The following is a 19,920-nucleotide window of genomic DNA, read 5'->3' on the forward strand; positions in this document are numbered from 1 at the left end:
TTGATTATAGAATGACTTTTTTTATTTGTAATTTGGTTGCAATGTTGTGCTTTATAACTATTTAAAAATTTCGGGTTGCATTTTGTTTTGTAATTTTTTGAAGATAAAAAAATGCATTATAAGCTTTAAATAGTGTAGGGAATAGTTGTTAAAGTCATTTTTTTTATGTTAAATTTACGCCATATAAAAGGATTGAATTAATAGCCAACAGAATTTAAAGTTTTATATAACCCTTTTTGGTTAAGTATTTTGACCATTCATTAATGATGCAACATAAAACAAAAATCTTTTTAATACTTTTCTTTTTTGCAGGTGTTTTGTGTTTTGCGCAAGAAACGCCTCCAACCCCAGATGGGAGAGGGCCTACCCCTCCTGGAACACCAATAGATGGTGGTTTAGTGGTTTTGTTAGTGGCTGGTGCTTGTTATGGCATAAAAAAATCCTCAAAACGCTAGTTTATTTAATATCTAATTCTAGTAAGCGTTTTACGTATTTTCCTAAAACATCAAATTCTAAATTTACGGTCGCTCCTTCTTTCAAGAATTTAAAGATAGTATTGTTAAATGTGTAGGGGATTATGGCTACGCTAAATTCATTTCTTTTGGAGTTTACTACAGTTAAACTGGTGCCATTTACGGTTATCGATCCTTTTTCAATGGTAATATTGTTTAAATCTTGATTGTAATTAAAGGTAAATATCCAGCTGCCAGAAGCTTCTTCTATTTTGGTGCAGGTGGCTATTTGGTCTACGTGTCCTTGTACTATATGGCCGTCCAATCGGTCTCCTAGTTTCATGGCGCGTTCTATGTTTACGACATCTTTTATTTGTAGATCCCCTAGGTTGGTTTTGTTTAATGTTTCCTTTATGACTGTAACGGTATAGGTATTTCCGTCAATTTTTACAACGGTTAGGCAAACGCCATTGTGTGCTACACTTTGATCTATTTTTAATTCAGGGGCTAGCTGACTTTCTATAGTAATATGAAGATTGTCTAATTCGGATTCTAGATGGGTTACGATGCCTAAATTTTCTATAATTCCTGTAAACATATTATCTCATTTATTTGGTTAAATTTGTGGAGATAAAATTACAAACAAATAGTTTTAAAATTAATGAAGAAAGAAGAAAATATAATTGTAGGTATTTCTATAGGCGATTTAAACGGTATAGGAGGCGAAATTGTCTTAAAGACGTTTGAAGACTCTCGAATTTTGGAGTTTTGTACGCCAGTTATTTTTGCTTCGGTTAAGGTAATGTCTTATTATAAGAATCATTTTAAGTTCGATATTAATTTTAATGGTATTCAAAATTTAGATCAGGTTGTTCCTGGAAAAATAAATGTTTTTAATGTTTGGAAAGAAAACGTGTCGATTAATTTTGGGAAAGAAGATTTTAAAATAGGAACATATGCTATTAAGTCTTTAGAGGCGGCAACAAAAGCGCTGAAAGAAGGGCGGGTAGATATGCTTATTACTGCGCCAATAAATAAACATAATATCCAGTCCGATACCTTTAACTTTCCAGGACATACCAATTATTTAGAACAGGAATTAGAAGGCGATAGCTTAATGTTTATGGTAACCGATACTTTAAAGGTTGGATTGTTAACAGATCACGTGCCAGTTAGCGATATAGCCAAGCACATTACACCTGAGTTAATAACTAAAAAAATCGAGACCATTTACAAATCGTTACAGCAGGATTTTAGAATAAGCAAGCCTAAAATAGCAGTTTTGGGTATTAATCCGCATACTGGAGATAATGGTGTAATAGGTAATGAAGACGACCAAGTATTGCGGCCAACATTAAAAAAAATAAAAGAATCGGGTAAATTAGTATTCGGTCCTTATGCTGCCGATAGTTTTTTTGGCTCTAATAACTATAAAAATTTCGATGCTGTAGTTGCATCCTATCACGATCAGGGGCTCATTCCTTTTAAAACATTATCTTTTGGGGAAGGTGTAAATTTTACAGCCGGATTAAATAAAGTGCGTACATCGCCAGATCATGGCACGGCATTTGAAATAGCAGGAAAAGGTATTGCCGACGAAAGTTCGTTTAAAGAAGCGTTATTTACTGGAATGCAAATCTATAAGAATAGAGTAGAGCACCAAGAGTTGGTAAAAAGACTGTAAAATATTGAATAAAAAAGATATAAACAAAAAATGTTTATAAATAAGCTTGCCTAAAATAAAATTTTATATATTTGCAGGCTCAAATTAGATGTGAAAATGAAGTTGTTGAAAGAATTTACAATTCAATTTGTTGGATTAAAATTAGGGAAACATCATTTCGAGTATCAAATTGGAGACGAGTTCTTTAAACATTTTGAGTATGACGATTTTAATCATGCCAATATTCAAGTAGATGTCCTTTTAGAAAAAAAGGCAACCCTGCTAGAATTGCATTTTAAAATATCGGGAAGTGTTAACGTATATTGCGATGTAACAAACGAACCTTACGATCAAGCTATTCAAAATGAATTTGATTTAGTGGTTAAGTTTGGCGACGAATATAACGACGAGGAAATTGATTTATTGGTGTTGCCGCATGGTGAATACGAAGTTAATATCCAACAATATATTTACGAACTTATTGTTTTGGCTGTCCCAACCAAACGTATTCATCCTGGAGTTGAAGATGGTACGTTGCAATCGGATATACTAGATAAGTTAGAAGAATTAAGCCCTAAAGAGCAAGAAAATAAAAACGACCAAGAGGATACAGACCCTCGTTGGAATACATTAAAAAAACTATTAACGGATAATAAATAAATAGAAAATGGCACATCCTAAGAGAAAAATCTCGAAAACTAGAAGAGATAAAAGAAGAACACATTATAAAGCAACTGCGCCACAAATTGCTACGTGTCCAACAACAGGAGAAGCTCACTTGTATCACAGAGCACATTGGCACGAAGGTAAATTATACTACAGAGGTCAAGTTTTAATAGACAACTCAGAAGTAGAAGAAAATCTAGCATAAGTATTATGCATGCATACAAAAAAACGCTCCGTTGGGGGCGTTTTTTTTGTCATATGGTTTTGTATAAATCAAAAACCACTTAATTTGCATAAAATTATTTCAAAATAGAGTATTTTTGTCGAAATTTTGATGGTTTAGATCAAAATTACTCCAAATTTTAGTTTTAAGTAACAAAAACGTTATGAGTAAAATTACAGCGGCAATTACTGCAGTAGGAGGCTATGTACCAGACTTCGTTTTAAGTAACAAGGTACTCGAGTCTATGGTAGATACTAATGATGAGTGGATAACTACAAGAACTGGCATTAAAGAACGTCGTATATTAAAAGAAGAAGGTAAAGGTACGTCTTACCTCGCCATTAAAGCAGCACAAAACCTTTTAGATAAATCGGGACTAGACCCTAAAGAAATAGACTTAATAGTTGTAGCCACAGCAACACCAGACTTATTGGTAGCTTCTACAGCAGTTTACGTGGCCACAGAAATTGGTGCAACAAATGCCTTTGCATACGATTTGCAAGCCGCTTGCTCGAGTTTTCTATACGGAATGTCTACGGCAGCAGCTTATATAGAAGCTGGTAGATATAAGAAAGTTTTAGTTATAGGCGCAGATAAAATGTCGTCTATAATAGATTATACAGACCGTACTACCTGTATTATTTTTGGAGATGGTGCTGGAGCAGCATTATTTGAGCCTAACCAAGAAGGTTACGGACTTCAAGACGAATACTTACGCAGCGATGGTTCAGGACGTGATTTCTTGAAAATTGAAGCAGGAGGATCGCTTTTACCACCAACTGAAGATACTGTAAAAAACAAGCAGCATTACGTGCATCAAGACGGTAGAACGGTGTTTAAGTTTGCCGTATCTAACATGGCCGATGTAGCCGAAAAAATAATGCAGCGCAATAATTTAAGTCACGACGATGTGGCTTGGTTGGTACCGCATCAAGCGAATTTACGCATTATTGATGCCACAGCTAATAGAATGAATTTAGACGATTCTAAAGTTCTTAAAAACATACACCGATATGGTAATACCACATCGGCTACATTACCTTTACTTTTAAGCGACTTTGAATCAAAATTTAAAAAAGGGGATAATATAATTTTTGCTGCTTTTGGAGGTGGATTCACATGGGGATCTACGTATTTAACATGGGCATATAATTCCTAATTGACTAATAATAACTCATTTTAAAATCTAATTTATTATGGATTTAAAAGACATTCAAAATTTAATCAAATTTGTTGCTAAATCTGGTGCAAGCGAGGTTAAATTAGAAACAGACGATGTAAAAATTACAATTAAAACAGGTAGCGACGACAAAGGAGAAACAACAACTTATGTACAGCAAATACCTGTAAATGCGCCAGTAGCACAAGCTCCTGTTGCCGCACAACCTGCGCAGCCAGCTGCACCGCAAGCAGCTCCTGTAACACCTGCTGCAGATAACGATTCAAAATATATTACAATAAAATCGCCTATTATTGGTACGCTTTACAGAAAACCTTCGCCAGATAAACCTGTGTTTGTAGAAGTAGGGCAAACTATTAACGAAGGCGATGTACTTTGTATTATAGAAGCTATGAAACTATTTAACGAAATAGAATCGGAAGTTTCAGGAAAAATAGTAAAAGTATTGGTAGACGATTCTTCTCCAGTAGAGTTCGATCAACCATTATTCTTAGTAGATCCATCATAACAAATTTTAAAATTCCAAAACAAATCCCAATACGATTGGAATTTGGAATTTGAGATTTTTAAAAACTAGACGTTATGTTTAAAAAAGTACTAATAGCCAACAGAGGGGAAATAGCACTACGTGTTATTAGAACCTGTAAAGAAATGGGAATTAAAACGGTGGCGGTTTACTCGACTGCAGATGCCGATAGTTTGCATGTAAAATTTGCCGACGAAGCCGTTTGTATAGGGCCAGCACCAAGTAGCGAATCTTATTTAAAGATGTCTAATATTATTGCTGCTGCCGAAATTACCAATGCCGATGCCATTCACCCAGGGTACGGATTCCTTTCGGAAAACGCAAAATTCTCTAAAATTTGCGAGGAACACGATATAAAATTTATTGGAGCTACTGCCGAAATGATCTCTAAAATGGGAGATAAGGCTACTGCAAAAGCAACTATGAAAGCTGCAGGCGTGCCTTGTGTACCAGGAAGCGACGGTATTATAGAAGATTTTGAAAGCTGTAAAATATTAGCCGTAGAGGTAGGATATCCTGTAATGCTTAAAGCGACTGCTGGAGGTGGTGGTAAAGGTATGCGTGCCGTTTGGAAGGAAGAAGATTTGCAAGAGGCTTGGGATTCTGCCCGTAAAGAAGCCAAAGCAGCCTTTGGAAACGATGGTATGTATATGGAAAAACTGATAGAAGAACCAAGACATATCGAAATTCAAGTGGTTGGCGATTCTACAGGAAAAGCATGTCATTTGTCAGAGCGCGATTGTTCTATACAGCGTCGTCATCAAAAGTTAACAGAAGAGGTGCCTTCGCCTTTTATGACCAAAAAACTTAGAGACGATATGGGGAAAGCAGCAGTAAGAGCTGCCGAATTTATAAAATATGAAGGAGCGGGAACTATCGAATTTTTAGTCGATAAACACCGCAATTTCTACTTTATGGAAATGAATACCCGTATACAGGTAGAGCACCCTATTACCGAACAAGTTATTGATTTCGATTTAATTCGTGAGCAAATTCTAGTTGCTGCAGGAGTGCCAATTTCTGGAAAAAACTACACGCCAAATTTACACTCTATAGAATGTCGTATTAACGCCGAAGATCCTTATAATGGTTTTCGCCCGTCACCTGGTCGCATAACAACATTACATGCTCCAGGAGGTCATGGTGTGCGTTTAGATACCCATGTGTATGCAGGTTACAGCATTCCGCCTAATTACGATTCTATGATTGCTAAATTAATTACAACGGCACAAACTCGTGAAGAAGCCATTAGCAAAATGAAACGTGCTTTAGATGAGTTTGTGATTGAAGGCATTAAAACAACGATTCCGTTTCACAGACAATTAATGGACGATCCAAACTATATTTCTGGTAATTATACAACCAAATTTATGGAAGACTTTAAAATGGAAGCTCCTAAAGAAGAATAATAAACAAAACTCCGAAATTTTTTTCGGAGTTTTTTATTACTACACATACCAAGATTTTATTGGACTAACAGAAATTTTAAAAGCTGTTTCTTTAATCATGTTCATATAAATACGTACATTTCTGTAACAAACTAAAACGGGTTTATGTTGAATTTATCGTATTGGGAACAACAATCTTGGTTTTCTAATCTGCAATTTACTATTGTTGGCAGTGGTATTGTGGGTTTAAGTTGTGCTTTACAGCTTAAAAAACTTTACCCTAAAGCAAATATTTTAATATTAGAAAGAGGTCGTTTGCCGCAAGGTGCAAGTACAAAAAATGCAGGATTTGCTTGTTTTGGAAGTTTAAGTGAAATATTAAGTGATTTAAAGTCGCATTCGCCAGAAGAAGTTTTGGAACTCGTAAAACAACGTTATGACGGATTGAAATTATTGCGTGAAACCTTAGGCGATAAAACAATAGAATTTAAAAACTTGGGTGGTTACGAATTGTTTACAGAGCAAGACTCCTATTTTTATAAAGAATGTATAGCACAGCGAGAGACGATAAACACGTTATTGAAACCTATTTTTAATACCGAAGTGTTTCAGTTGAAAACCAATCCGTTTCAGTTTAAAAATATTCAAGATCAGCTAGTGTTTAATCCGTTTGAAGGTCAAATTCATACAGGAAAAATGATGGAGGCTTTATTGCGTAAAGTACAATCTAAAGGCATTAAAATTTTAAATAGCACCTCTGTAAGCACTTTCGAGGAATATGGTAATTATGTAGAGGTTAAAACGGATGAACTGGTATTTAAAACGTCAAAATTAATTATTGCGACTAATGGTTTTGCGTCGCAGTTAATCCAAGCGCAGGTTAAGCCAGCACGAGCACAAGTAATTATTACAAAACCTATAAAAAATCTTCATATTAAAGGCACATTTCACTTAGACCGTGGCTATTATTATTTCAGAAATATAGATAATCGTATTTTATTAGGGGGCGGTAGGCAACTCGATTTTAAAACAGAAGAGACCACCGAATTTGGAACAACCTCTAAGGTACAAAAGGCCTTAAGAGATCTGTTAAAAGAGGTTGTATTGCCAAATACACCACATGACATAGAATATAGTTGGAGCGGTATTATGGGGGTTGGGCAACAAAAAAAATCTATTGTAAAACAAATTTCTAATAACGTATTTTGTGGTGTTAGATTAGGTGGTATGGGCGTGGCTATAGGAAGTATAATTGGTAAATCTTTAGCAGAAATTGTTAAAAACTAAATGAAGCGAATTTTTAAATTTCTTTTCAAAGTTATTGTTTGGGCTGTTTTGGTTTCTGTAAGCCTGGTAATGGTTTATAAATGGGTGCCCGTGCCAATAACACCGCTAATGCTAATTAGGAGTTTTGAACAATCCGATAATAACTTGCCAAAATCGTGGGAACATCGTTGGGTAAGTATAGATCATATATCTATTGCCATGCAGAAGGCTGTAATTTGTAGCGAAGATCAGCAATTTTTAAATCATAATGGTTTTGATTTAAAAGCTATAGAAAAAGCTATGGATTATAATAAAAAGGGAAAACGCATTCGAGGGGGCAGCACTATAAGTCAGCAAACCGCAAAAAATGTGTTTTTATGGCCAGAACGTAGTTGGTTTAGAAAAGGTTTGGAAACGTATTTTACCTTTTTAATCGAGTTGTGTTGGAGCAAATCCCGGATATTAGAGGTGTATTTAAATAGTGTAGAAATGGGTAGTGGTATTTATGGGGTAGAGGCTGCCGCCCAATATTGGTTTAAAAAATCGGCCAAGAAATTAACTAATTACGAGGCAGCAGCTATAGCAGCCATTCTTCCTAACCCTAGAGAATATAAGGCAGCTCCAGCATCGGCTTATATTCAAAAAAGAAAACAGTGGATTGTTCGACAAATGAATTTTTATGGGCCATTACGGTTAGAAGATACACATGAGTAATCTAAAGGAAACATTATTAAAACAATGCGAAGCGTTTATAAATAAGCGTTTGCAGAACGTACAGCAAAATATTGCAGAAGTGGAGTTTGCACTAACTTCGGAAACTAAAAATACTGCAGGCGATAAACACGAGACTGGTCGAGCAATGCTTCAGCTTGAACGCGAAAAGTACGGACAACAATTATCGGAAATAAATCAGCTAAAATTGGCATTTTCTAAAATCAATATCACTAAAATCTCCGAGGTTGTATGTCTGGGAAGTCTAGTGTATACCTCGCAAGCCAATTATTTTATAGCTATAAGTGCAGGCGAGTTACAAACTACAAATTTTAAGGCTTATGCGATTGCGCCAAATACACCAATCGGAAAGTTATTAATAGGAAAAAAACAGGGTGAAACGGTAATTTTTAGAGGCGAGGAAATAACTCTTTTGCAAGTTGTTTAGGTGTTAATTCTTAAGGATATCTAGAAAAATAATGTCGTTTTCGGGTAATGGTTTTAAGTGTTCAAAATAAATAGTTTCTTCATTAAATTTAGCAGCGATAAGCCAGATGTGTCCTTTAAAATAACTTTTTTGTACAACGGCTTTAATAGATGATGATGTTACTATTTTTAATTGGTGAGCATAAACAATATCTTGGTTTATAATGTTGAATTCTCCAAAAAATGAAGCGATTAATGGTTGCTCTGGGTTGGCGTAAAGTGTTTGTGGAGCTCCGCTAGCTACTATATTGCCATCGTGTAGCACCAATATTTGGTCGGCGAAAGGCAATACGTCCTCACGGTCGTGCGTTGCTACAATACAAGTAATGTTATGTGTTTTAAGGTATTCAAATAAATTGCGTCGCAGCGATTGTTTTTGAAAGTTATCTATATGGCTAAAGGGTTCGTCCAATAATATAATTTCTGGTTGTCGGGCAATCGCTCTAGCCAAAGCAACACGTTGTTTTTGGCCGCCACTTAAGTACTTTACTTTAACCTTGGCAAAGTCTTCTAATTCTACCAATTTTATAAGTTCTAGAGTGCGCTTTTTTTTGTCTTCGGGAAAGAAATTTGATAAGAATTTACCAATATTTTCTTCTACCGAAATAAAGGGCATTAAGTCGAATTCTTGAGCAACATATTTCATGAAATCGTAACCGATAACGAGATTGAATTTAGGCCCTAGAATGGATTGGTTTTTCCAACGGATTGTACCTTCATGCAAATCGTAAGTGCCGTAAATTAATTTTAAAAGCGTACTTTTTCCAGAGCCACTTTCTCCTATTATTGAAAGATGTTCTCCAGGTTTTGCTGTAAAAGACAAGTGTTTTAAAATTGGTGTATTGTTGTAACTAAAAGCAATGTTTTCGACTTGAAGCATAAAAAGAATTTGATGGTAAAAATACTAAAAAAAGAAAGAGTCATAACTTGTAATATTTTCAAGATATGACCCTTTTAAAACCTGTTTAATTGAAGAGGTTATTTTGTGTCGTCTTTCAATTTATTTATGCCCATATTGTACAGTGTAAAGGCAAAAACATCGGCATATAAATCGATTACTTTGCTTACAGGCGTTCCTGCTCCATGGCCTGCATCGGTTTCAATTCTAATTAAAGTAGGATGACCATTTTTTTGTTTGCTTTGCAGTTCTGCTGCAAATTTAAAACTATGCGCGGGTACTACGCGATCGTCGTGATCTCCTGTGGTGATTAAGGTTGCTGGATAGTTTACACCAGATTTTACATTGTGTATGGGCGAATATCCTTTTAAATATTCGAACATGGCTTTACTGTCTTCGGCTGTGCCGTAGTCGTAAGCCCATCCTGCACCAGCTGTAAAGGTGTGGTAGCGTAACATATCTAATACACCAACAGCAGGTAAAGCGACTTGCATAAGTTCTGGGCGCTGTGTCATGGTCGCTCCAACTAACAATCCGCCGTTAGAACCGCCGCGAATGGCTAGGTATTTAGAAGATGTGTAACCTTCGGCAATTAAATATTCTGCAGCGGCTATAAAGTCATCAAATACATTTTGTTTTTGCATTTTCGTGCCGGCATCGTGCCAAACCTTGCCGTATTCGCCACCTCCTCTTAAATTTGGTACAGCGTAAATACCACCTTGCTCCATCCAAACTGCATTTACAATGCTAAACGCAGGGGTTAAGCTAATGTTAAATCCACCGTAACCATATAGCATGGTAGGGTTGTTTCCGTTCAACACTGTTCCCTTTTTATAAGATATTATCATAGGTATTTTAGTGCCGTCTTTAGAGGTGTAAAATACTTGTTGACTTTCGTAGTTGTCTGGATTGAATTTTACATCGGGTTTAACATATACTTCCGATGTTCCTGCTTTCGGGTTGAATGCAAAACTTGTTGCAGGTGTAATATAATTTGAGAAGGAAAAATATAATGTTGGATCTTCTTTTTTACCAGAAAACCCAGAAACTGTACCGATACCAGGTAGTTCAATCTCTCTAATTAACTTGCCATTATAATCGTATTGTTTTACCTGCGAAATGGCATCGACCATATAATGTGTAAATATAGCGTTGCTTCCTGTTGAAGCATTTAAAACATTTTCGGTTTCAGGAATAAAATCTACCCAATGTTCTGGAGTCGGGTTAGCAGCATCTACTGTAACAATGCGTTTGTTAGGTGCATTTAAATTAGTGACTAAAAATAGTTTACTGCCTATATTATCTAAAACATAAGTGTCGCTATCTGTATGTTCTAAAACAGGAATAAATTTACTGTTAGGTTTAGTAAGGTCTTTAATGTAAAGTTTATTGCCAGAGGTAGAGGTTCTTGGCGATAGTATTAAATAGCGGTCGTCTTCGGTAACCGTGCCGTAAATGTAGCGGTGTTTTTCTTCAGCCGTGCCACCATAAATAAGTATATCTGTACTCTGTGGTGTTCCTAACTTGTGGTAATATACTTTATGCTGATCGGTTTTTGCCGATAGTTCGCTGCCTTTAGGCTTGTCGTAACTCGAATAATAAAATCCTTCGTTGCCTTTCCAAGACATGCCGCTAAATTTAATATCCACTAAAGTGTCTTCTGTAATTTCTTTGGTTTCGGCGTTTAAGACAATAACTTTTCTCCAATCGCTACCGCCTTCAGAAATGGAATAGGCAAGCATGCTTCCGTCTTTAGAAAATGAAAGTCCGCCTAAAGAAATGGTGCCATCTTTACTAAAGGTATTGGGGTCTAAAAATAGTTCTTCAGAATCACTGCCTTCGGGTGTTCTGTATATAACGTTCTGATTTTGTAGTCCGTCGTTTTTACTAAAATAGGTGTATTTACCTTCTTTAAAAGGTGCTCCAATTTTTTCGTAATTCCAAAGCGATGTTAAAGCTTCTTTTAATTGATTGCGATAGGGGATTTTTTCGAGATACTGATTTGTAAGTTTGTTTTGAGTTTTTACCCAAGCTTCGGTTTGCGGGCTTCGGTCGTCTTCTAGCCAGCGATAAGGGTCTTTAACTTGAGTGCCAAAATACGTATCAACCGTATCGACTGTCTTTGTAATAGGGTATTTCACTATTTGGTTCTGGTTTTTTTTAAGTTCTTGTTCGTTTTTGCAAGAGCTTACTGTTGTTAAAATAATTAGAGTGGCTATTAGTCTTTTCATTTTAATACATTTTAAGCATAAATATGTAATAAAAAAAGCTCCGATGCAAATGCATAAGAGCTTTTTAATGACCTTTAATAAGAATTTATATTATATCAGGTTGTTTTCTATTAAATATTCTGCAATTTGAATAGTGTTTGTGGCAGCACCTTTACGCAGGTTGTCGGCTACAATCCACATGTTAATGGTGTTTGCTTGAGTTTCGTCTCTTCTAATACGGCCAACAAAAACTTCATCTTTATCGTGTGCATAAATTGGCATTGGGTACGTATTGGTGTCTGTATTATCTTGTACAACTACGCCTGGAGTTTCGCTTAAAAGTTGTCTAACTTCAGCTAAGTCGAAATCATTTTCAAACTCAACATTTACAGATTCAGAATGCCCTCCGGCGGTTGGTATTCTTACAGCTGTAGCCGATACCGAAAACGAATTATCGCCTAATATTTTTTGAGGTTCTTTGGCTAATTTCATTTCCTCTTTAGTGTAACCATTATCTAAAAAGATGTCGCAATGTGGTAACGCATTTCTACCAATTGGGTAAGGGTAAGCCATTTCGCCTTCTACACCTGCAATTTCGTTTTCTAATTGTTTTACGGCTTTTACACCAGTACCAGATACCGATTGGTAAGTAGATACAACAACACGTTTCATATTATATTTTTTATGAAGCGGTGCCAGAGCCATAACAAGTTGTATGGTAGAGCAATTAGGGTTTGCTATAATTTTATCGTCTTTTGTTAATTCTGAAGCATTAATTTCAGGAACAACAAGTTTTTTTGAAGGGTCCATTCGCCAAGCCGAAGAATTATCCACTACCGTAGTACCTGCAGCGGCAAATTTTGGAGCCCATTCTAGAGAGGTGTCGCCACCAGCCGAAAATAAAGCAATATCGGGTTGCATAGCTACGGCAGTTTCTAAACCTACTACTTTATAGTCTTTATCTTTATATGAAATGGTTTTACCTACAGATCGCTCTGATGCTACAGGAATTAATTCTGTTAATGGAAAATTACGTTCTGCAAGAACTCTAAGCATTACTTCGCCAACCATACCAGTGGCACCTACAACTGCTACTTTCATTTTTATATTGTGTTTAAAACTGTTTTCTTTTTAATGAAAAACAAAACTAAGTATTAATAATTTAAAAAAAGCCTTAGTTTGTTTGAAACCAAGGCTTTTTAACAACAAATAACAAAATGTTATTTATTTAACAAAGATTATTTTTTTAGAAGATCTCTAATCTCGGCAAGTAATTCTTCTTGCGTTGGGCCAGCAGGAGGTGCAGGTGCCTCTTCTTCTTTTTTCTTGGTCTTTTCGTAGGCTTTTAAAACCATAAAAATACAAAAGCCAATAATTATAAAATCTATAATAACTTGTATAAAGCTTCCGTAGTTAATAGTGACTGCAGGAATAGCTTCGCCGGCGGCATTGGTTGTTGCTTCTTTTAGAACAAGTTTTAAATCGGTAAAATTAACATCTCCCAATAGCATGCCTATAGGAGGCATTAAAATATCATTGGTAAAAGAAGTTACAATTTTTCCGAAAGCACCACCAACAATTACTGCAGTAGCTAAATTAATAATGTCGCCTTTCATAAGGAAGGCTTTAAAATCTTTAAAGAACGCCATAGTTTTTAGGATTGATTAATAAGTACTAAAGTAACCAAAAAATTGAAAAAACAATAGGGGTAAAAACTATTTTAAAATAACGCGTTTTATGCGTTGGGAGAGTCCTGTTAAAAGTTCGTAAGAAATTGTGTTGGCTGTAGCGGCAAAAGTTTCGGCAGTTGGGTTTTTACCAAATAGGATTACTTCGTCGCCTTCTTGGCACGGTATGTTGGTAATGTCTACCATAATCATATCCATACACACATTACCAACTATGGGTGCGCGTTGTCCGTTAATGGTGGCAAATCCTTTGCCGTTACCATATTGTCTGCCAATACCATCGGCATGTCCAATGGGTAAAGTGGCAATGGTTGTGGCTGTGTTGCTTTTAAAAGCTCTATTATACCCTACACTTTCGTTTTTAGGAATATGGTGTATTTGCGAAATAACGGTTTTTAAAGTACCAATTGGGATTAAGCTTTTATTTTCCTTTTCGGAATTACCATAACCATACATACCTATCCCGCTTCTAACCATATCGAAATGCGCTTCAGGATAATTTAAAATGCCCGAAGTGTTGCACATGTGTAATAGTGGTGTGCTTTTTAATGATTTTAATAAGTCGCTTGTAATGGTTTTAAAAAGTCCTATTTGCTGTTCCGAAAATTCGCGTTCGTTTAAATCTTCGCTTGCAGCCAAGTGAGAAAAGACAGAGGCAACTGTAACGTTTTGCGTTGGGCTTAGTAGGGTTAATATGTTTGGGATATCGTTTTTAGAAAATCCTAAACGGTTTAGTCCCGTGTTGAATTTTAAATGTATCGGGTATTTATTTAACTGTCTGTTTTCGGCCAAGGCGATAAATTCTGAAAGAATTTTAAGGCTGTATAAATTCGGTTCTAATTTATGTTCTATTAAATCGGAAAAACTAACAGTTTGCGGGTGTAATACCAAAATAGGTTTGGTAACACCAGCTTGTCTTAAAGCAATGCCTTCGCTAGTGTAAGCCACAGCAAAATAGTCTACATTTAAATGTTCTAAAAAACTGGCAATAGCCTCTGGCTTGTTTCCATAAGCAAAAGCTTTAACCACGGCAAGAAATTTTGTGCCTGGTTTTAATTTAGATTTAAGGTAGTTTATATTGTGTTGTAATGCCTTTAAATCTATTTCCAGAATGGTTTCCTGAGCTTTAGGCATTGGGATCTTTAGGTTTAGGCGAAAGGTCTTCGGGATCGTTAACTATCATGTTTTTAACCTTGTCTCTTAGCATGGCTTTATAAAAAGCGGCACGGCTTAAGGGTTCGTATTCTTCGGTTTCACCAAGTAAAACCAATGCGTCGCTTTTAGATTTTCTGTAACTGTATTGTGCCAAATTACCAGTTCTGGTGCAAATGGCGTGTACTTTGGTAACATATTCGGCGGTAGCCATTAAATTGGGCATAGGGCCAAACGGATTTCCTTTAAAATCCATGTCTAAACCAGCTACAATAACACGAATACCTTTATTGGCTAAATCGTTGCATACTCTAACAATCTCGTCGTCGAAAAACTGAGCTTCATCTATACCTACCACATCGCAACCATCTGCTAAAATAGGAATATTTGCTGCGGCGGGAACAGGAGTAGATCGTATTTCGTTGGCATCGTGCGAAACCACCATGTCTTCGTTGTAACGCACATCTACAGAGGGTTTAAAGATTTCTACTTTCTGTTTGGCAAACTGTGCGCGCTTAAGTCTGCGAATTAATTCTTCGGTTTTTCCAGAGAACATCGATCCGCATATCACTTCTATCCACCCAAATTGTTCTTTATGATTTACTGTATTTTCGAGAAACATTTTGTAATTTTAACACTAAAATTAGACAAACCCAGGTCTGCCCTAAAGGTGGCGTAAATTTATTAAAAATCAAAAGGCGAAAATAGTTTAAATCTAAAAGTTATGAAGAAGAAGTTAGAATCGGAAATTAAAGATGTTGCATATCGTATTCTTGGTATGAAAGATTTTGAAGACCTTAATACCATACATACAGAAGTTTCTGAACTTTTTGAAAAGCTTTCGGCGTTAAAATTTCTTCAAGATAATTTTAAAGATTCACCAGCTACTATTGCAAATGATTCCTCGTTTTTTGGGATGTTAGATAAAGCGTTTAATAATACTGTTACCGATAGTATAGAGTTGAATAATAACGTGTATGTGAAGGAAGAAGTTGATGAGGTCGAGGAAGATAATGAAGCTATTATCGAGCCTTTAATGGAAAAAATTAAGGATATCGTAGCACAAATGCCCGAAGAGGCTGATGCCGTAGACGATTTATTTGAAGCAGTTACTCCAGAACAAAATTACCAATCCAACGATTTTGATGATCTTACAGCCGATTTTAAAGATACACCCGTTTTCGAACCTGTTAAAAATCCGTTGTTAACCAACACCAAAAAATCCTTAAACGATAAATTAAAAGGTGGTGGATTAAATATAGGCTTAAACGATAAATTGGCGTTTATAAAACAGTTGTTCGATGGCAGTAACGAAGAATATCACCGCGTTATTGCTCAGGTAAACACCAGTAGTGATTTTGAAGAAGCTCGAAACCTGATTCAGAATGTCGTAAAAACAGAATACAATAATTGGCAAGGTAAAGAGGTGTTCGAAGAGCGTTTTATGGAAATTATAGAAGCCAGATTCAATTAAATAAAACTTAATTGCCTTAACCATTAGTTTAATAAATAGTTGTGCGTTAATTGATATTTGGGCACGACTTTGTTCTTGCCATTACAATACATATGAGCAAATTATATATAGTTCCTACACCCATCGGTAATTTAGAAGATATGACTTTTAGAGCCATTACTGTACTAAAAGCAGCCGATTTAATTTTAGCCGAAGATACCAGAACCTCTGGAAAATTATTAAAACACTTCGATATTGCCACTCCATCACAGTCGCACCATATGCACAACGAACATAAAACGGTCGATAATTTGGTGCAAAAATTAAAAGCAGGAACAACCATAGCGCTAATTAGCGATGCTGGTACGCCAGCAATTTCCGATCCTGGATTTTTGTTAACCCGAGCCTGTGTAGAAAATAATATTCCAGTGGAATGCCTTCCAGGCGCTACAGCCTTTGTGCCGGCTTTAGTAAACTCGGGCTTGCCCAACGATAAGTTTGTGTTCGAAGGATTTTTACCCGTTAAAAAAGGGCGCCAAACACGACTGATGGTATTAGCCGAAGAAACACGTACTATTATTTTTTACGAATCACCGCATAAACTGATAAAGACTTTAACGCAATTTTGCGAGTATTTTGGAGACGACAGACCCGTTTCGGTATCTCGAGAGCTTACCAAATTGTACGAAGAAACCGTTAGAGGCACAGCAAAAGAAGTATTAGACTATTACACCAATAAGCCGCCAAAAGGAGAAATAGTAATTGTAGTTGGAGGTAAAAAATAATTTAAAAGACTTAAAATGACGATAGATACATTTAAACAAAAATTGCAAAATACACCAGAACGTATAGTTTTTGCAGATACAATGGCTGTTATAGACGAGAATTACCAATTTACACCCACACACTTTACTAACGGAGATGTAGAAAACCAAGCTGGTGAAAATTCAGGGTCTTGTAAATTATTGGCTTTTGCCAAATTGCAAGGTTTTACAAAGACAGAAACATTGGCTTGTTTTGGGCAGTTTTATTTTCAAGATGTGTTACAGGATCCTAATGGTTCAGGGCATCAAAACATTCGTAATTTTATGGAAACTGGTTTTGAAGGAGTGCAGTTTGACGGTGAACCGCTGAAAGCTAAGTAGTTCTCAAAGAATTGAAAATTTAAATTATAGACTGATTAGGAAATACTCTCCAATTATCAACCAAATTCCAATTACCATATTGCACCATTAGTACATTGCAACATTGTTACATTAGTAAATTAAATAGTATTTTTGATTTTTCAATTAAAATCTAAGAAATCATGTCGCATATTGTAACTACCCAGTGGAAAAAAAATGTAAAGTTCGAGTCTGATAATCCAAGCGGAAATTCAGTGTTTATAGATTTGGGACCAGAAAATGGAGGTAAAGGCGAAGGCTTGCGTCCAAAGGCCTTAATGCTTACGGCTTTGGCAGGTTGTTCGGGTGTGGATATTACACCAATGCTGGAAAAAATGAAGGTTGCAATAGACGATTTTAAAATTGTAATTGAAGGCCATTTAACCGAAGAAATACCATCTTACTACCACACGGTTACGGTAGATTATCATTTTTATGGGAACGATTTAGACGAGAAAAAAATTAATCGTGCTGTAAATCTTTCAGTTGATAAATATTGTGGCGTTATGGAAATGTTTCGTCGTTTTGCCGAAATAAAAGTTACTTCACATTTTCATAACCAGTAAAAACAGTATTTAGAATTTTGTATGCGTTGGACCATAAAACCCAAACCAGAATCTCATAAAATTGAAGCCTTAAAAAATGCCCTGCAAGTAGATGAGGTAATTGCTACTTTACTCATTCAGCGTGGTATCGAAACTTACGACGCGGCTAAATCGTTTTTCCGACCAGATTTAAGCGAATTACACGATCCGTTTTTAATGCGTGATATGGATAAAGCGGTGGCTAGAATAGAGCAAGCTCTGGAAGCGGGCGAAAATATTATGGTTTATGGCGATTACGATGTCGATGGCACCACCTCGGTGGCTTTAATAAGTTCATATTTACGAACACGCCAAGATAATATTGCGACCTACATTCCCGATCGTTACGACGAAGGTTACGGCGTGTCGTATAAAGGCATCGATTTTGCACACGACAACGACATAACACTTATTGTGGCTTTAGACTGTGGTATAAAAGCTATCGATAAAGTGGCTTATGCCAAGGAGAAAGGCATCGATTTTATTATCTGTGATCACCACCGGCCAGGTGCAGAACTTCCAGATGCAGCTGCTGTACTCGATCCAAAACGCGACGATTGTAAATACCCATATAAAGAACTTTGTGGTTGTGGAGTAGGGTTTAAACTGATTCAGGCTTTGGCCGAACGTGAAGGTTTAGGACTTCAGGATTTACAAGTGTATCTAGATTTAGTAGCGACAGCCATTGGTGCCGATATTGTACCCATTACAGGTGAAAATAGGGTGTTGGCCTATTACGGACTTCAAGTGATAAACAGCAATCCGAGAGCTGGAATTCAAGCCATTTTAAATCAGGTGAAAAAAACAGAATTCACCATTACCGATGTCGTATTTATAGTTGCGCCAAGAATCAATGCTGCTGGACGTATGAAACACGGCAATTACGCCGTGCAATTACTTACAGAACAAGATTTGACATTGGCCGAGCAATTTGCAGCAGAGATAGAACAGTTTAATTTAGATCGACGTGAAGCCGATCAGGATATTACCAAACAGGCGTTAATCCAAATTGAAACGAATAAGGAACAAGAGCGTTTAACCACAGTAGTGTATCAAGAAGATTGGCATAAGGGTGTTATTGGTATTGTGGCGTCGCGTTTAACCGAAACGTATTACCGTCCCACATTGGTGTTCACCAAAAGTGGAGACAAGTTAGCGGCATCGGCACGTTCTGTAATTGGATTTGATGTATATAATGCTTTGGAAGCTTGTAGCGAGCATATCGAGCAGTTTGGTGGTCACAAATACGCAGCAGGTTTAACATTAAAGCAAGAAAATTACGAGGCGTTTAAACAAGCTTTTGAGGATGCTGTATCTAATACAATCGATCGTAAATTGTTAACTCCAGAACTTAAGATAGATGCTAGAATCTCTTTTAATGAGATCACGCCTAAGTTTTACCGTATTTTAAAGCAGTTTGCGCCGCTTGGCCCAGGAAATATGTCGCCAATTTTTATAACCGAAGATGTGTTAGATACCGGATATAGTAAAAAAGTTGGAAAAGACGAAGAGCATTTAAGAGTTGTACTAAAACAGCCTAACGCCCCAACTTTTACCGGTATAGGATTTGGTTTAGGCGATAAAATCGATATCGTATCTACTACCAAACCTTTTAATATTGCATATTCTGTTGATGAAAACCATTGGAATGGGGAGGTGAGTTTGCAGCTGAAACTTCGGGATTTAAACACGTGGTAAGTATTTACAATATTTGGTGTCTTAAAGGACAATACTTTCTTTTTTTTAAAGCCTTGTTTATTTATCAATAAAAAAATAATTTATTTTTATTTAGATTAATTATAAATAATCGGTTAATTTAGTAGCTCAAAAGTATAGCTTATGAGCCAAGACATTAATAAATTATATCATAACGACTTTGGGGTGGCGTTTATTTGGAACCAAGAAGCAGAAAAGACCAAGACGCCTAAAATTCAAATTATTTTTCGAGATATGGGGTTTTATTTAACCTATAACGAAATTATTCAATTTAGGAAGCAAGTACATATTGTTAAGCAATCAAATCCCTGTTTTAAGTGTAAGCGCCAAGATTATAGCAGAAATATGCTTTTAAAAACACCAAGTAAGCAGGTAGATTTAGCGATAAATTCGGCAGAATTACAAGAGATAGACGATTTAATAAACGGTACTCTATTTCATATTCATTTGCACGATTACGTGAATGAGCTTTGTAAGAATTAGTATTCAGTAGCA

Annotated in this window: 23 protein-coding genes; 16 read left to right on the top strand and 7 right to left on the bottom strand. The window is 36.1% G+C overall.

The features are described 5' to 3' along the window. Nucleotides 1-263 precede the first annotated feature (263 nt). Nucleotides 264-455: a PID-CTERM protein-sorting domain-containing protein gene (locus tag ACR9EA_RS00280; RefSeq protein WP_435135902.1), complete on the top strand. Its 192-nt coding sequence runs from the start codon at nucleotides 264-266 to the stop codon at nucleotides 453-455. Nucleotide 456: 1 nt separating this feature from the next. Here ACR9EA_RS00280 and ACR9EA_RS00285 read toward each other — a convergent pair whose 3' ends face one another. Next, a complete protein-coding gene (locus ACR9EA_RS00285) occupies nucleotides 457-1,050 on the bottom strand; it encodes a riboflavin synthase (RefSeq protein WP_435135904.1) in 594 nt (197 codons plus the stop codon). A gap of 63 nt (nucleotides 1,051-1,113) precedes the next feature. On the opposite strand from ACR9EA_RS00285, the gene pdxA reads away from it, so the two are divergent. From pdxA to ACR9EA_RS00330, 9 genes are all read left to right on the top strand, one after another. After that, nucleotides 1,114-2,136 (top strand): 4-hydroxythreonine-4-phosphate dehydrogenase PdxA, encoded by a 1,023-nt coding sequence (gene pdxA / locus ACR9EA_RS00290; RefSeq protein WP_435135906.1) that lies wholly within the window; start codon nucleotides 1,114-1,116, stop codon nucleotides 2,134-2,136. 96 nt (nucleotides 2,137-2,232) lie between these two features. Further along, the gene (locus ACR9EA_RS00295) at nucleotides 2,233-2,775 is read left to right on the top strand and encodes a YceD family protein (RefSeq protein ID WP_435135908.1); all 543 of its coding nucleotides are present in this window, start codon (nucleotides 2,233-2,235) and stop codon (nucleotides 2,773-2,775) included. A 7-nt stretch (nucleotides 2,776-2,782) separates the two neighbouring features. Then, nucleotides 2,783-2,986, top strand: coding sequence for a 50S ribosomal protein L32 (gene rpmF / locus ACR9EA_RS00300; protein ID WP_007647175.1), 204 nt, complete (start codon nucleotides 2,783-2,785; stop codon nucleotides 2,984-2,986). Nucleotides 2,987-3,167: 181 nt separating this feature from the next. Beyond that, nucleotides 3,168-4,163, top strand: coding sequence for a beta-ketoacyl-ACP synthase III (locus ACR9EA_RS00305; RefSeq protein WP_435135910.1), 996 nt, complete (start codon nucleotides 3,168-3,170; stop codon nucleotides 4,161-4,163). A 37-nt stretch (nucleotides 4,164-4,200) separates the two neighbouring features. Next, nucleotides 4,201-4,692 (top strand): acetyl-CoA carboxylase biotin carboxyl carrier protein, encoded by a 492-nt coding sequence (gene accB, locus ACR9EA_RS00310; protein WP_435135912.1) that lies wholly within the window; start codon nucleotides 4,201-4,203, stop codon nucleotides 4,690-4,692. 74 nt (nucleotides 4,693-4,766) lie between these two features. Next, entirely contained in the window at nucleotides 4,767-6,119 is a 1,353-nt protein-coding gene (gene accC, locus ACR9EA_RS00315) for an acetyl-CoA carboxylase biotin carboxylase subunit (RefSeq protein ID WP_435135914.1), read from the top strand. A gap of 147 nt (nucleotides 6,120-6,266) precedes the next feature. Further along, complete coding sequence (locus tag ACR9EA_RS00320) at nucleotides 6,267-7,385, top strand: NAD(P)/FAD-dependent oxidoreductase (RefSeq protein WP_435139919.1); 1,119 nt, start codon at nucleotides 6,267-6,269, stop codon at nucleotides 7,383-7,385. Continuing rightward, nucleotides 7,386-8,078, top strand: coding sequence for a monofunctional biosynthetic peptidoglycan transglycosylase (gene mtgA / locus ACR9EA_RS00325; protein ID WP_435135916.1), 693 nt, complete (start codon nucleotides 7,386-7,388; stop codon nucleotides 8,076-8,078). Further along, nucleotides 8,071-8,523: a 3-oxoacyl-ACP synthase gene (locus ACR9EA_RS00330; protein WP_435135918.1), complete on the top strand. Its 453-nt coding sequence runs from the start codon at nucleotides 8,071-8,073 to the stop codon at nucleotides 8,521-8,523. The genes mtgA and ACR9EA_RS00330 overlap by 8 nt, the downstream gene beginning before the upstream one ends. A gap of 3 nt (nucleotides 8,524-8,526) precedes the next feature. Here ACR9EA_RS00330 and ACR9EA_RS00335 read toward each other — a convergent pair whose 3' ends face one another. The 6 genes from ACR9EA_RS00335 to ACR9EA_RS00360 form a co-directional block, all read right to left on the bottom strand. Then, nucleotides 8,527-9,441 carry an ABC transporter ATP-binding protein gene (locus tag ACR9EA_RS00335; RefSeq protein ID WP_435135919.1) on the bottom strand — a complete coding sequence of 305 codons (915 nt, stop codon included), beginning with the start codon at nucleotides 9,439-9,441 and terminating at the stop codon, nucleotides 8,527-8,529. A 98-nt stretch (nucleotides 9,442-9,539) separates the two neighbouring features. Next, complete coding sequence (locus ACR9EA_RS00340) at nucleotides 9,540-11,690, bottom strand: prolyl oligopeptidase family serine peptidase (protein ID WP_435135921.1); 2,151 nt, start codon at nucleotides 11,688-11,690, stop codon at nucleotides 9,540-9,542. A gap of 90 nt (nucleotides 11,691-11,780) precedes the next feature. Continuing rightward, complete coding sequence (locus ACR9EA_RS00345; protein ID WP_435135923.1) at nucleotides 11,781-12,770, bottom strand: aspartate-semialdehyde dehydrogenase; 990 nt, start codon at nucleotides 12,768-12,770, stop codon at nucleotides 11,781-11,783. 137 nt (nucleotides 12,771-12,907) lie between these two features. Then, nucleotides 12,908-13,318 (bottom strand): large-conductance mechanosensitive channel protein MscL, encoded by a 411-nt coding sequence (gene mscL, locus ACR9EA_RS00350; protein ID WP_435135925.1) that lies wholly within the window; start codon nucleotides 13,316-13,318, stop codon nucleotides 12,908-12,910. Nucleotides 13,319-13,384: 66 nt separating this feature from the next. Then, entirely contained in the window at nucleotides 13,385-14,491 is a 1,107-nt protein-coding gene (alr, locus tag ACR9EA_RS00355) for an alanine racemase (protein ID WP_435135927.1), read from the bottom strand. Next, nucleotides 14,484-15,131 carry a thymidine kinase gene (locus ACR9EA_RS00360; RefSeq protein WP_435135929.1) on the bottom strand — a complete coding sequence of 216 codons (648 nt, stop codon included), beginning with the start codon at nucleotides 15,129-15,131 and terminating at the stop codon, nucleotides 14,484-14,486. Before ACR9EA_RS00360 ends, alr begins: the two co-directional genes overlap by 8 nt. A 102-nt stretch (nucleotides 15,132-15,233) precedes the next feature. Here ACR9EA_RS00360 and ACR9EA_RS00365 point away from each other — a divergent pair, with 102 nt between their 5' ends. The 6 genes from ACR9EA_RS00365 (at nucleotide 15,234) to ACR9EA_RS00390 (ending at nucleotide 19,908) form a co-directional block, all read left to right on the top strand. Next, a complete protein-coding gene (locus ACR9EA_RS00365; RefSeq protein ID WP_435135931.1) occupies nucleotides 15,234-15,983 on the top strand; it encodes a hypothetical protein in 750 nt (249 codons plus the stop codon). A 92-nt stretch (nucleotides 15,984-16,075) separates the two neighbouring features. Beyond that, nucleotides 16,076-16,747, top strand: coding sequence for a 16S rRNA (cytidine(1402)-2'-O)-methyltransferase (gene rsmI / locus ACR9EA_RS00370; RefSeq protein ID WP_435135933.1), 672 nt, complete (start codon nucleotides 16,076-16,078; stop codon nucleotides 16,745-16,747). A 15-nt stretch (nucleotides 16,748-16,762) separates the two neighbouring features. After that, complete coding sequence (locus ACR9EA_RS00375) at nucleotides 16,763-17,107, top strand: HopJ type III effector protein (protein ID WP_435135935.1); 345 nt, start codon at nucleotides 16,763-16,765, stop codon at nucleotides 17,105-17,107. Between the two features lie 161 nt (nucleotides 17,108-17,268). Continuing rightward, complete coding sequence (locus tag ACR9EA_RS00380; protein ID WP_435135937.1) at nucleotides 17,269-17,691, top strand: OsmC family protein; 423 nt, start codon at nucleotides 17,269-17,271, stop codon at nucleotides 17,689-17,691. A gap of 21 nt (nucleotides 17,692-17,712) precedes the next feature. Next, nucleotides 17,713-19,407 carry a single-stranded-DNA-specific exonuclease RecJ gene (gene recJ / locus ACR9EA_RS00385; RefSeq protein ID WP_435135939.1) on the top strand — a complete coding sequence of 565 codons (1,695 nt, stop codon included), beginning with the start codon at nucleotides 17,713-17,715 and terminating at the stop codon, nucleotides 19,405-19,407. Nucleotides 19,408-19,548: 141 nt separating this feature from the next. Then, entirely contained in the window at nucleotides 19,549-19,908 is a 360-nt protein-coding gene (locus ACR9EA_RS00390; RefSeq protein ID WP_435135941.1) for a DUF6686 family protein, read from the top strand. Nucleotides 19,909-19,920 lie beyond the last annotated feature (12 nt).

It is taken from the genome of Formosa sp. A9, assembly GCF_051200825.1.
Classification (GTDB): Bacteria; Bacteroidota; Bacteroidia; order Flavobacteriales; family Flavobacteriaceae; genus Formosa.